This is a genomic window from Spirochaeta cellobiosiphila DSM 17781, assembly GCF_000426705.1.
Taxonomy (GTDB): Bacteria; Spirochaetota; Spirochaetia; order DSM-17781; family DSM-17781; genus Spirochaeta_E; species Spirochaeta_E cellobiosiphila.
Genome location: NZ_AUFW01000007.1, coordinates 250379 through 263418, shown reverse-complemented (window position 1 = coordinate 263418; position 13040 = coordinate 250379). Strand labels below are relative to the sequence as shown.

Sequence of the window (13040 nt, the reverse complement as noted above, 5' to 3'; positions counted from 1 at the left end):
TCCTTAGCTTTGTAATAACACATACATAAGACAAACCTCTGAACTGCTCAAAGGTTATAAATAAAAAGAATAAAAAATATTAGATTCTTGTTAGATTTGTTCAAATCTGCTCATAGCTATTTCATATGACAAACATAGGACATTAACAAGCTCTTGGTAGATGTATAGACATCTAGACAAGAGGAGTCGGATGATTCTATGAAATCAAGTATCAAAGGCAAATTACCATTAGTACCACTAGGACTACTTGTCCTATTAATGTTATTTCCCCTGTATTGGCTTATTTCTTTGTCTTTGCGCCAATCTTCGGACATGGCCCATGCTTGGTCCTTACTTCCCCATTCCTTCACATTGCATCACTGGGAAGATTTATGGAAAGCCAGAGATTTTATCATTCCCTTAGGTAATAGTCTTTTCGTGGGATGGATCTCTTTGATGATTAGTATGATCGCTGGAACCTGTGGTGCCTATATCCTAGGTCGATCCCGATTCCGCCATTGGGTTCATCGTTCCTTTATTGCTTGGATCCTAACGGCGCGGATTCTTCCTCCCATCACTTTGGGAATACCCCTTTTTATTTTATTCAATAAAACCCACCTCTTGGGAACAAATATTCCTCTTATCCTGTCTCATAGTTTGATGAATCTACCTTTCATCATGTGGTTCCTTATCCCTGCTTTTAGAGGAATCCCTCAAGAATTAGAAGAAAGCGCTAAGATCGATGGAGCGGGAGATAGAAGGATATTTATCCAGATAGCTTTGCCTTTGATTGGTCCTTCCTTGGCGGCAGTGGCCATCTTTTCCTTTATGAATTCCTGGAATGAATATGCCTATGCGGTTGTTATGACCCAGAGTCCAGGTAAGTTCACCTTGCCATTACGTTTAGCCACCTTCAATTCGGAACAGGAAGTTATGAAGTGGGGATCCCTCGCAGCGGGTGGGAGTATGAGTTTATTACCTCTGTTGATCTTTGCCTTGGTCATGCAGAGATATTTGGTTTCCGGTTTAACAGCCGGTTCGGTTAAGTCCTAGGGATAATAACAGGAGGTGTCAGGAATCAATAACAAGTGAAAAGAATGAGATCACAATTATTAATCAATAGGAGTAATACCATGAAGAAAATCATACTAATATTAATAGCTCTCATGAGCTTTGCCTTTCTGTCTTGTAGTCAGAAAGAAGAAGGACCAGTTAAGATCGTCCTTGCCGGTAGAGGGGGCACCCATATTGATGCCATGAAATCAGTCCTCTCTGATTTCGAACAAAAGAATAATGTGACCGTAGAAATCCTGGCTTTAGAATCAGCGAATTTAAAACAAAAAATCGGATTGGATGCGGGTAATAAAACAGCAAGTTATGACCTTATAATGGCTGATGATCCTTGGATGCCAGAGTTCTGTGAAGCGGGATTATTCGCACCCCTTGAGGATTATGGAATCACAAAAGATCCAGATATTATTCCTGCGGCTATGTACTTAGGAACTTATCCATATAAAACAGGCAAGCTTTACGCTTTACCAGTGGTAGGAAATGTTCAATTATTTTTCTATAACCAATCCCTTTACAATCAGTTGGGCCTATCCTTACCCCAAAGTTGGGAGGAGGTCCTCAATAATGCAAAGGCTATTAAAGACCGTACTGGTAAGCCAGGTTATGCCATTAGGGGGCAACAAGGTAATCCTATCGTATCCGATTATCTTCCTGTTTTATGGGCTATGGGTGGTGAAGTTTTTAATAAGGATTGGACTTCCACTATTAATAGCACAGAAGGGCAAAAGGCTCTTGATTTCTATAAGGAGCTATTAGCTACTGGGGTAAATCTGGAAAAGAACGATCTTGTACAGGCCGTATCAAAAGGGGATGCTGGTATGTCTTTAGGTTGGCCTTCTTGGTATATAGCTGGAGCAGAAGCTAGTGCCGCCTATGGTCCTATCCCTAATAAATTCACCAATGCTAGTTCAGCTCAATCTACAGGAATGATTGGTAACTGGATGATGGGGATTACTGCTAATTCAGGACATAAAGCAGAAGCGGCGGCTTTTCTTAGTTACCTAACGTCCTCTGATGTTCAAAAGAAGATGGCTACCCAAGGAGGAATTCCCACTCGTAAAAGTGTGTATGAAGATTCGGCCTTAGTGGCCAAGTATCCCCATTATACAGCTCAATTAGCGGCTCTTGAGAATTCTGTAGCACGACCACGAACGCCAAAATGGTCGGAAGTGGAAGCCGCTTTAGGAGCGGAACTATCCGCAGCCATTGTAGGTACTAAAACCACCGAAGAAGCCCTAAGTGATGCTCAGGATGCTATTAATTCTATCATGAAATAATGACTCATAAGAAGGGGAGTGAGGGCCAAAGCAATCCTCCCCTGGGGCCTATAAGGAAGTTATGACAACCATACGAAACAAAAGCTTTTCTATCATAATGCTCATGCCCGCTTTGCTCTTGTTAGCTTTGCTAAGTGTATTCCCCTTGGTCTATACCTTGTATCAGAGCTTTCAGGATTTTTATTTACTAAAACCAAGGTCGACCCATTATATCGGTTGGGCTAATTACTTACAGGCCGTAACTGATCCTTATTTCGGACAATCTCTAGGGAATACTTTGATCTTTATGTTCAGCTCTACACTGGGAGAAATTCTCATAGGTCTCTTATTGGCTTTGGCCTTTGCTTCTGTGAAAAAAGGTCATAAAGCTCTAAGATTTCTTATTCTTCTCCCTAACTTACTCCCTCCTGTAACAGCCATACTTGTATGGCAGAATCTCCTCAGTTATCAAGGAGTTGTTAATAGGATGCTTCATCTAATAGGTCAAGAATCCTATAACTGGCTTGGACAGCCAGGAGCTGCCATGGGGAGTTTAGTATTTATTGATTTGTGGCAGTGGTCACCTTTTTGCTTTTTGATGATATACACCGCCTTATTGGCTATTCCAAAAAGCCAATATGAAGCGGCTGATTTAGAGGGGGCCCAAGGATGGCTGCGCTTTCGTTACATCCAATGGCCCCATATTAGGCCAACCATAGGTCTTCTTATCCTATTACGAAGTATCGATAGCTTTCGATTATTTGACAAAGTCAACATCCTGACGAAAGGAGGGCCTGCTAATACAACGGCCACTATTAGTCAGTTTATATTCCAAAAGGGAATAGAAAATATGCATCTTGGTTATGCCGCTGCTGTATCGGTCATCATGACGATACTTGTTCTGGGTCTATCCTTACCAGGTTGGCGGCTGGGACTAAAAGGGGAATCTTAATATGCCACTGAAGATAGACATTATTAATCCGGGATATGGATTATCAGTTGTTATTTGCTTGGAAAATAAGCATTACATTATTGATGGAGGCTCTGGTGATGAGGAATATATGAACAGTGTTCCTCACCGTATGGAACTCTCCCATTACCTAAATAAGCATAACATAGACGAAGTTGAGGGATGGATTATCACTCATCCCCACGAAGATCATATTGGGGCTGCTGCCACCCTTATGGAAGATATAAGAGTTAAGACTGTCTATATGAATACCTTCCTAGAAGGCTATGCACCTAAGGAGGTCGCTGGTTTTGGTTCTATACGACAAGGTATGGTTGATTTATCTCGTTTATGTTCTGTGTTACAAGCAAATAATATTCCCCATCATATTGTGAAAGATCTTCATACGATAGTTCTAGGAGATTGGTTTCTCCATCTTTTAACTCCCCATGAGTCAAAGGTGGAACCGATCCAGCTATTAATGAACAAGCTAGTACAAACACAGAGCTCTGAATCTGAGAATTCTCTTCTTGATCAAATTGATAAAGGTCTTAATGGAACATCCCTGGCAGTTCTCCTCTGTAAAGGGGAGGACAGTGTAGCTCTCTTTGGGGCGGATGCTTCTCCTGATATGTGGCCTTCCTATGCTTCTCTTATTAAGACTCCCCATCTTGTAACGGCTCCTCATCATGGGGATATCAGATATTATAAGGATTCCTATCTCGAAAGTATTATGATTCCCCATTTGGTCGTTATTGCCGATTCATTAGGAACTTTCGGCTTTCCCAGTCCTGATTTTCTTAAAGCTCAAAAGGGACGATGTAAGGAGTTTACCTTCCTGGAGCATGATCATAATACGGGATGTCTACTACGTTATAACTTTGATGATCAGGGAGTTGTGTTAGGAAAGGAATTCTTATGAATCTGGATAAGGTAAAGATTCACATGGAGGAATGGGCACAGTACATTATTCCCTATCAAGTGAAAATGCAGGCTCAATCCGGTTTTGATATCCATCATAAGGAACGTTATACGGATTACGTGACAGAGGTGGATCTTCATACAGAACAGTATCTATGTGAACAAATCCATAATTTATATCCTGATCATTCTATCTATGCAGAGGAGCAAGGTTTTTCTAAAGGAGATTCTGATTACAAGTGGATTATTGATCCCTTGGATGGAACCGCTAATTATATCCATAGACTTCTTTGGTATTCTGTCAGCGTATGCTTGGAATACAAGGAAGAACCTTTGGCGTCAATGGTTATTCAACCTAGTGAGGGAAGTATCTTTACTGCCTATAAAGGACAAGGGGCTTATCTCAACGGAGTTCCTCTTCAAGTCTCTAATGTGAATCATTGGGACAACGCCCTACTAGGAACGGGATTCCCCCTACTCAAGGGGCTGTCTTTAGGTCAGGCAAAACTTCTGGATATCTTTATGAAGAAATCCTCCGGTATTAGACGTCTAGGCAGTGCGGCTTTAGATCTTTGTTTAGTGGCCTCAGGACAATTGGATGGTTTTTGGGAGTTTGCCCTTAATCCTTGGGATTACAAAGGGGGCGCCTTAATAGTAACCGAAGCGGGAGGATTTTTGAGCCTTCGGGATACAGAAGATGGTCCCTGCCTCTGTGCTGGGAATCCCTTTCTTCACGAACATATGCTGAATTATATTGATAAGGAGTACACTTGAGTTCCCGCCGTGATCAAATCAAAAAGGATATCCTCCTCTCTCTTCAGTCAGGGAAATATCCTGACAATAAATTACCTTCTGAGCTGGAGATGGCTAAGCGATTTCAGGTAAGCCGAATGACTTATCGAACCATCGCCAAGGAATTGGCAGAGGAAGGACATTTGGTAGTGATCCACGGGGTTGGGACTTTCCTGTCCCAACCACTTCCTTCCATCCCGGGAAGTCTCGATCAATTAGAAAGCTTGGGATCTATGATACAGAATAGTGGTTTTAAAGAATCGGAAAGTATCAACTTGATCAGTTCCCTCTTTGCGAAGGAGGATATGGCCCGGAAGTTGGATATAGCCCTCGGATCAGAATTAGTCTATATGGAAAGGACTCGTTTGGCAGATGGTTCTTCCATTGCCTTCTCTCAGAACTACCTACCCAAGTCTTTGGTAGGAGATATCTTTGGGGAAGGCCAGTTTTCTGGTTCGTTATTATCCTACATAGAGAATAAAGCTCATATAAAGATTGTTTGTGCTGATACGGAGATCGCCCTACCGAATCCAGAACAGCAATCTAAGGCTTGTGAACATTTGGGAAAGGATACTGGGGTTTTTCTCTTAAAACAAATTCATTATGATGAGTTTAATCTTCCCATATTGTACTCTCATGACTATCTAAGGGAGGATGTGTTCCAGTTTCGTTTACGAAGGAGGCGATCATGAGTAATCAGCCCAAATGGCTCGACTATGCCCAAAGGCTTCAGGCTATAGCCCAAGCAGGTTTAGCTTATAGTCCTAATAAATATGATGTTGAAAGATTTGAAGAACTTCAGCGTATTAGTTATCAGATGATGAGTGAGCATAGTGATATTCCTTTTGAAAAGGTGGAAGCTCTCTTTGAGAGTGAAGCTGGCTATCCTACACCTAAAGTAGATGTCAGAGGTGCTGTGTTCCATGAAGGGAAAATTCTATTAGTTCAAGAGCAGGTAGATCAGTATTGGTCTTTACCCGGTGGCTGGGCTGATGTGTCCCATTCTGTCAAAGAGAATGTGATCAAAGAAGCCCAGGAAGAAGCGGGGGCTATCGTAGTTCCTAAGCGTATCATCGCTATTCAAGATCGAAAGCGCCATAATAAACCTGTGTATGTATACAGTATTTATAAGATATTTGTTCAATGTGACTTCATTGAAATGGCATTTGAAACCAATACTGAGACTATTACTGCTGATTTCTTTGGCCCTGATGAGCTACCTCCTTTGTCATTGACCAGGAACACTCCTGAACAAATCAAGATGTGTTTTGAAGCACTCCACTCAGATCATATAGAACCTTTTTTTGATTAGTCTTTTATGCTGTGTTGACAGATTGTAAAAATGGAAATATGGTATAAAACACAGAAAGGAGGATATTTGAGAATGAAACTAGCTGACTAGCTTAGTTAATGATTGTAAGCGGATCTTTAGGCTAAGCGCCCCCCAGAAGGGATAGATGAATAAACATCTAATGCTTTTGAAGGAGATCAATATGTCAGCCAGACAAATTCAAATATCCAATGTAACTTTCTCTTATCCTGACTCAGTTAAGCCAGTTTTATTAAATATTAATCTCACACTAACAGAAGGATGGACAGGACTTGTTGGTCCCAATGGTAGTGGAAAAACAACTTTTGTTCACCTTATTGGTGGGCAGCTTCCTTGTTCCAGAGGGAGCATCAACGGCCACGAACAGTATAAGATCCTTCTATGCTCTCAGGAAACGGATCAGCTTCCAGAAGGGGCAGAGGACTTTCTCTATGATCCAGTAGGTTCCGGTGGAAGATGGAGATCACTATTGGGAATCGGCTATGATTGGTTATATCGCTGGGACACACTAAGTCTGGGTGAGAAGAAACGATTCCAGTTGGGGATCTTAATGGCCCAAGATCCAGATGTCCTTATTCTTGATGAACCCTTTAATTATTTAGATAGGGAAGGCAGGGAGGAAATTTATCGGGCTCTTGAGTCCTATTCAGGTTTGGGGTTGCTAATCGCTCATGATCGTTATGCTTTAGATAGGATTTGTCAACAATGTCTCTACTTTGACGGGGGCCAGGTAAGTTTACGGTCTGGTAACTATAGTGAGAGCAGTGAACAAATGGCTATGGAAGCTGATAGTCATCGACAGCAGAGACAGAATTTTCGTGAACAATACAATCACCTTAATAAAGTAGCTAAACAAATGAAATCTCGAGAGACAGGGCGAAATCATAAGATGTCCAAAAAGGGCCTGTCCTCCAAGGATCATGATAACAAAGCCAAGATAGACGGTTATAGGTTACTTGGTAAGGATAAGAGAGCTAGCCAAAAAATAAAGCATCTAGAAGATCGCGCTGCGGCTATTAAAGATCAGTTGGAAGGAGATGCTTCCTTCAAGGATTTAGAGGATCGCCAGGCTTTCTTTAAACAAACTATTAGTAAAGGGGACTCCTTTATACAGCTGGAACCTGGGGAGTTACGCTTGAGTGATGATCTGGTCTTAACTTGGCCTGAGTTAAGCTGGGGACGGTCTGACAAAATTCATTTAGCTGGATCTAATGGTTCTGGTAAGACTAGTTTTCTTAAATATCTTGAATCTATTATCGAGTATTCAAAAGGATATTGGTTGCCTCAAGAGTTGTCATTAGAAGATAAGAATACCCTATTAGTGACTTTAAGAGCCTTAAGAAAGGATAAACAACAGGAGTTCCTGACTCTCTTATCCTATTGGGGCATTGAACCAGATTACTATCTGGCTAAGAAGGATTTTAGTCCTGGTGAATGGGTAAAAATACAATTATCCTTTGTCCTTAGTCAGGATATCTCTCTTTTGGTGATGGATGAGCCAACAAATCATTTAGACATAAAGGCTATTGAACACTTGGAAGAAGCGCTCCAAACCTATGGGGGAGCTCTTATGCTGGTAAGTCATGATGCGGAATTAGCCAGGGTAAGCACAAATAAGAAATGGATCATTGAAAAGATTTCCCCGGAAATATTTTCAATTAATAAGGAGATTCTATGATCGGGCCTCTCGTAAATAGCACAGCTATTTTTACAGGAGGAATAATAGGCTTTATACTCAAACCTATCATTCCCAAGCGAATAGCAGAAGGGTTGAGCCCCTCTTTTGCCCTCATTGCTTTATCTATTGGGGTAACTATGTTAATAAAAATGGAAACGGCTCCACCAGTTGTGATTGCCATTATCTTTGGCGTGGCTATTGGTGAGCTTCTCATGTTGGAGCAATGGGTTAATAAAAGTGCTCAATCTCTGCAAGGATTAACGGGGCGATTACTATCTTCTTCTAAAGAGAAGAATTCCCAAGGGGTAAGTATTGAGTTCTCACGACAGTACTCTGCTTTAATTGTTCTGTTTACCATGAGTGGAATGGGAATTCTTGGAGCTTTGACAGAAGGTCTCTCAGGGGATTATCAACTGCTAATTATTAAGTCCATACTGGATTTCTTTACAGCCATAATCTTCGCCATGACCTTTGGTATCTCTGTCAGCTTATTGTTTATTCCACAGTTGGCTTTTCAATCTTTGTTATATTTTCTTTCTAGCTTTATCATGCCCTATATGACAGGTCCCACCTATGCTAATTTCTCTGCTTGTGGAGGAGTTATTATGATAGGATTAGGATTGCGTATGGCCAAAATTAAGGATTTCCCTGTGGTTAACCAGTTACCGGCACTTCTTTTAGTTATACCTTTTACCAATTTATGGCTTATGTATTTTGGATAAACCATTAAGGTAGGAGATAGCCTTTTTTGACAGCATCATCAATCATAGCTTGGATCATTTCCCATAGTTCCTTTGAGCCTTCTCCTATGTGGGCATTTGTTTTGAGAACCATGTCTCGAGTGATTTTGTGCTCTTTCCAGGCTTTCCCCCCGGTCATGTAATTTTGAAGCATTGGTTGAATACGATCCAGGGAGGCAGCGAATCTACTTTCAGGGGTCTGCCTGTCTTCGAAGTCTTCCCACAACTCAATAAGTTCTTGTCCCATAGGATGGGGTAACAATCCAAAGATTCTTCTCGCGGCTTCAGCTTCTATTGCTTTTTGGGCTTTTCTGGCTTCCAGGTCATAGAGAAAGACATCCCCTGCATCGATTTCTACGATGTCATGGATAAGAACCATTTTGAGTACTTTTAGTAGGTCTATATGATCATTAGCAAAAGTTTGAAGGACCATAGCCATCATCGCTAGATGCCAGGCATGTTCTGCATCGTTTTCACGGCGAAGACTCTCTGATACGAGAGATTGGCGTTGTATGTTTTTGACCTTGTCGATTTCTTTGATAAACACAAATATTTGTTCTAATTGATTCATTCTGACCTGCCTTTGGTGACAATTTACGGGATAATCATTGACTGGTCAATGAATTGATGAGTAACTTATGATCATGTTTTTACAGAAAAAATTACCCTATAGTCGACATAATGTCGTCCTCTATTTGATTGGGATTAATGTGGTGGTCTTCTTTTTGACTTCCCTTTCAAGACAATTTCAATTGTCTATGGCTATGACTCCCATTGCAGTCATTGAATATGGTTATTATTGGCAGCTTGTGACTTATATGTTTACCCACGCGAGTTTCTCCCATATTTTGTTCAACATGCTGGCTTTGTTTATCTTTGGGCAACATTTGGAAGAACGTCTAGGGAGCTGGGAATTCCTTCTTTATTATATGTTTGTAGGAATTCTTGTAGGTCTGATAAGCTTGGCATTTTATTGGTATACAGGATCTCCTCAGGTATCTTTACTGGGAGCGAGTGGTGCTATCTATGGTGTCATGCTAGGCTTTGCTACTTTCTATCCTACAGCAAGGATTTTTATATGGGGTCTTATTCCTGTGAGAGCTCCTATTTTGGTATTGGGATATACAGTTATAGAAGTGTATAGTCAGTTGGCCTCTTATAATTCCAATGTGGCTCACTTTAGTCACTTAGCTGGTTTTCTTTTTGCCTACCTATACTTCCTGGTTCGATTAAGAATTAATCCCATAGATCGTTTCTTCCCTCCCAAAAGATACCGATAATAGGGGTGTGAAACGATTTCTTATTCTGTTTTTTTTACTGATTACAACCTTATCCTATGGAGTAGATGAATACCTGACAGGTGTCATCTACTTTCCTTTAGGACCTCGTAATCCTGATGAATTGGAAGAACCACCTGTTGATGAAGAAGTCTTTCGTCGTATATTGGAGGAAGCTCGGTATATCTTTTCTGGGATGATTTATGGATACCATTTTACTTACACCCCAAGTGACAAAAATCGTCAGATTAAGGAATATTATGAGATTGAGCCGATTAAGCAAATTCCCTGGGGGGATAAACGACTAAAGATACGAAGCAGTAGAAGAGTGGATAGGAACTTGTATATAACTGTAGAGTATTATCTGAATCAAGCCCAGATCATAAATCGACAACACTGGAACTCCGCTAATATTCCTACTGCAGGTGGATTTGGTTCTGCTAATTACTTCCTTGGCTGGGAAAGCCGGTTTAAGTCCATTGATAACGGTATCAAAGAAGCTATCCGTAATTATCTACGTCCAAGAGAATTCAATAAACCTCGGGAAATAACAGGAGAAGCTCTTCTTATTGATGTTCCTTCCTTTACTGTAGAATCAGGTAAGATACATGCCAATGTGAGAGTCCACCTGAATATAACTGAAATTGTTCCGTATAAAAGTTTTTAACTATTAACCTGGAGGCCAGGATAGTTGTCGTTTTCCAAGAATATGAGCATGAACATAATCAACTGTCTGTCCTCCCCATTCTCCTGTATTAAATACAACTCGATAACCTTCTGCCAATTCCAAAGTTTGTATTGTCTTTTTAATACCCTTTAGATATCCGTTGACAACTTCTTGTGAGAGGTCTGCTAATTCCTCAATGTTTCGTGCCTTCGTCTTAGGTATAACAAGTACATGTACGGGGGCTTGGGGACTGATGTCTTTAAAGGCAAAACTATATTCGTCTTCATAAACTTTATCTGAAGGAATATCACCTTTTAGGATTTTTTCAAATAGAGTCATAGTTGCTCCTTTTGTTCTAGGTTATAGGCTATAAGTTTCCTTGGCAAGCTCAGTTTTTTGAGGATTTATAGCTTGATCTTATCAGTTTTTGAGGAGACAATGCTTTTCATTATGAGCTTATTGAATAACCGATTATGCCGCACTTTTATTATTGAAGATAAGGGTGACTATGAAGATCGACTAGCCATTGTGGGAAAGTTACGATTTACTTTGGAACAGTTAGCTGGAGGTCATATACCTCACAATCAATATACTTCTGAAAATATAAGAGGTTTAGTTGATAGCCTCCTTAATCTACAAAGGTCATCACAAGGGGCTCTTCCCGGGGGCAGTTGGGCTGTTGCGGAACCATTTGACTCTTTACCTGCTGATGAGTTTATGGATATGGTGGTCTTTCCTACTGTGTTAGGAATAGCTCTTCTCTCCCGTCTATTAAATAAACAGATGATAGAACGAACTTATAAAGTAATAGAGGCTCTTAAAGCCGCCTTTCAGTTTCTTCTTTCTTTTCCTTTTGGGGGAGAGGGAATGGACCGGATCTATCAACAAAACGAAATAATCTTACTCTTTGGTTTAGGAAAGGTTCCTGAACTCTTACATGAAGATTCCTCTTTAAGTCCTGATTTCTATGCTCTTCTTATGAACGCTAAGGCGAGTATTCAAAAGCGGATAGAACAGGATGACCTCAAAGGAAGCTTTGGTGAAGACTATTCCCAGGGGTATCAGTTAGCTTTGGTTGCCCTAAGAGGGCTTTAAGTGTATTGACAGAATGAGGTTACTTAATATAATGAATTCAATTATGGGAAGCAGAATCTTTTTTACAGGTTTATTTTTCTTTTTTAGCTTTACCGGAATCACAGGATTCGGGGTTTCCCATAGATAATTAGTCTAAGGCAAATCAGCGGATCCTGATGAAGGGGTCCGCTTTTTTTTTGTATTTCTCCTCTCAGGGGAACTGTGCCGCAGAAAAGGATGAAGGAGCAAAGGATGCTGGATAAATTACAAGAAGTCCTTAATGAGTTTGAACAATCCCTTGATTCAGTCAATAGTCTGCCAGATATGGCTCAATTTAAGTCTGAATACCTTGGTAAAAAGGGTAAGCTCAAAGGCCTTATGTCAGGGATGAAAGACCTGTCAGTTGAAGAGAAAAAGAGCTTTGGAGCTAAAGCTAATGAAGTTAAGCAGACTATGGAAGAAGCCATAGGAAAGCGAAGTCAGCAGATCGAGCTAAGTGAAATCAATGCCAAGTTGGAAAAAAACTGGCAGGATATCAGTTGGCTTGAACGTGTTAAGGATAAAGGTCAACAGTCCGCTGGTCTCCATCCTCTAACAAAAATAACAAGAGATCTGGAAGATATTTTCCTGTCTATGGGTTTTGATATCCTGGATGGGCCTCATATAGAAACGGAGTTCTATAACTTTGAAGCTTTGAATGTTCCTGCTAATCACCCTGCCAGGGACTTGCAGGATACGTTCTGGTTTAATGATATGAAGCACTTATTAAGAACACAAACTTCCAATATTCAGATTAGGGGTATGGAGCAGAAGAAAAATCCTCCCTTTAAATTTGTTGCTCCAGGGAAAGTCTTCCGTTCAGAATCTCTGGATGCCAGTCATGAAGCGGCTTTCCATCAGTTTGAAGGTATGATGATTGGTGAAGATATCTCCGTATCTCATATGATCCACTTTCTAAGAACTTTACTTAGGGAAGTCTTTAAGAAGGATATTAATGTTCGTCTTCGTCCTGGATACTTCCCTTTCGTAGAACCGGGCTTTGAATTAGATTATGAATGTCTTCTCTGTGGTGGCAAAGGTTGTTCTGTCTGTAAACAAGTTGGTTGGGTAGAAGCTTTGGGTTGTGGGATGGTTCATCCAAATGTGTTAAAAGCAGGAGGAATTGATCCCCATAAGTGGAATGGGTTTGCCTGGGGGCTCGGTGTGGACCGTCTTGTCATGATGCGATATCACATTGATGATGTACGCCACCTTCACCAAGGGGACCTTCGGTTCTCAGAACAGTTCAAAGCATATTAATCAGGTT

15 protein-coding genes are annotated in these 13040 nt (G+C 40.8%); 13 read left to right on the top strand and 2 right to left on the bottom strand.

What is annotated here, in order from left to right; all coding sequences use genetic code 11:
• The first annotated feature begins 198 nt into the window (after positions 1 to 198).
• The 9 genes from K345_RS0101090 to K345_RS0101050 all read left to right on the top strand — a co-directional run bounded on the left by K345_RS0101090 (position 199) and on the right by K345_RS0101050 (position 8698).
• A complete protein-coding gene (locus K345_RS0101090; RefSeq protein ID WP_037570720.1) occupies positions 199 to 1032 on the top strand; it encodes a carbohydrate ABC transporter permease in 834 nt (277 codons plus the stop codon).
• An 80-nt stretch (positions 1033 to 1112) separates the two neighbouring features.
• Positions 1113 to 2327, top strand: a complete 1215-nt coding sequence (locus K345_RS0101085) for an extracellular solute-binding protein (protein WP_028972600.1) — start codon at positions 1113 to 1115, stop codon at positions 2325 to 2327.
• A 61-nt stretch (positions 2328 to 2388) separates the two neighbouring features.
• Complete coding sequence (locus K345_RS19180; RefSeq protein WP_053227953.1) at positions 2389 to 3258, top strand: carbohydrate ABC transporter permease; 870 nt, start codon at positions 2389 to 2391, stop codon at positions 3256 to 3258.
• A gap of 1 nt (position 3259) precedes the next feature.
• Complete coding sequence (locus K345_RS0101075; RefSeq protein ID WP_028972599.1) at positions 3260 to 4177, top strand: ComEC/Rec2 family competence protein; 918 nt, start codon at positions 3260 to 3262, stop codon at positions 4175 to 4177.
• Positions 4174 to 4950 carry an inositol monophosphatase family protein gene (locus tag K345_RS0101070; RefSeq protein ID WP_053227952.1) on the top strand — a complete coding sequence of 259 codons (777 nt, stop codon included), beginning with the start codon at positions 4174 to 4176 and terminating at the stop codon, positions 4948 to 4950. The genes K345_RS0101075 and K345_RS0101070 overlap by 4 nt, the downstream gene beginning before the upstream one ends.
• Positions 4947 to 5660, top strand: a complete 714-nt coding sequence (locus tag K345_RS0101065; protein ID WP_028972597.1) for a GntR family transcriptional regulator — start codon at positions 4947 to 4949, stop codon at positions 5658 to 5660. The genes K345_RS0101070 and K345_RS0101065 overlap by 4 nt, the downstream gene beginning before the upstream one ends.
• The gene (locus K345_RS0101060) at positions 5657 to 6280 is read left to right on the top strand and encodes an NUDIX hydrolase N-terminal domain-containing protein (protein ID WP_028972596.1); all 624 of its coding nucleotides are present in this window, start codon (positions 5657 to 5659) and stop codon (positions 6278 to 6280) included. The genes K345_RS0101065 and K345_RS0101060 overlap by 4 nt, the downstream gene beginning before the upstream one ends.
• Positions 6281 to 6461: 181 nt before the next feature.
• On the top strand, positions 6462 to 7976 hold the full coding sequence (locus K345_RS0101055) for an ATP-binding cassette domain-containing protein (protein ID WP_028972595.1): 1515 nt from the start codon (positions 6462 to 6464) through the stop codon (positions 7974 to 7976).
• Positions 7973 to 8698 (top strand): DUF554 domain-containing protein, encoded by a 726-nt coding sequence (locus tag K345_RS0101050; RefSeq protein WP_028972594.1) that lies wholly within the window; start codon positions 7973 to 7975, stop codon positions 8696 to 8698. The genes K345_RS0101055 and K345_RS0101050 overlap by 4 nt, the downstream gene beginning before the upstream one ends.
• A gap of 4 nt (positions 8699 to 8702) precedes the next feature.
• Here the strand turns inward: K345_RS0101050 and K345_RS0101045 are convergent, their stop codons facing one another.
• Positions 8703 to 9287, bottom strand: a complete 585-nt coding sequence (locus K345_RS0101045) for an HD domain-containing protein (protein ID WP_028972593.1) — start codon at positions 9285 to 9287, stop codon at positions 8703 to 8705.
• A 73-nt stretch (positions 9288 to 9360) separates the two neighbouring features.
• Between K345_RS0101045 and K345_RS0101040 the strand changes: the two genes are divergently transcribed.
• Positions 9361 to 9996 carry a rhomboid family intramembrane serine protease gene (locus K345_RS0101040; protein WP_028972592.1) on the top strand — a complete coding sequence of 212 codons (636 nt, stop codon included), beginning with the start codon at positions 9361 to 9363 and terminating at the stop codon, positions 9994 to 9996.
• Between the two features lie 7 nt (positions 9997 to 10003).
• Positions 10004 to 10660 carry a hypothetical protein gene (locus K345_RS0101035; protein WP_028972591.1) on the top strand — a complete coding sequence of 219 codons (657 nt, stop codon included), beginning with the start codon at positions 10004 to 10006 and terminating at the stop codon, positions 10658 to 10660.
• Between the two features lie 3 nt (positions 10661 to 10663).
• Here the strand turns inward: K345_RS0101035 and K345_RS0101030 are convergent, their stop codons facing one another.
• A complete protein-coding gene (locus tag K345_RS0101030; RefSeq protein ID WP_028972590.1) occupies positions 10664 to 10999 on the bottom strand; it encodes an HIT domain-containing protein in 336 nt (111 codons plus the stop codon).
• Positions 11000 to 11110: 111 nt separating this feature from the next.
• On the opposite strand from K345_RS0101030, the gene K345_RS0101025 reads away from it, so the two are divergent.
• On the top strand, positions 11111 to 11755 hold the full coding sequence (locus tag K345_RS0101025) for a hypothetical protein (protein ID WP_156888256.1): 645 nt from the start codon (positions 11111 to 11113) through the stop codon (positions 11753 to 11755).
• Between the two features lie 231 nt (positions 11756 to 11986).
• Positions 11987 to 13033 (top strand): phenylalanine--tRNA ligase subunit alpha, encoded by a 1047-nt coding sequence (gene pheS, locus K345_RS0101020; RefSeq protein WP_053227951.1) that lies wholly within the window; start codon positions 11987 to 11989, stop codon positions 13031 to 13033.
• The last annotated feature ends 7 nt before the right edge of the window (positions 13034 to 13040 follow it).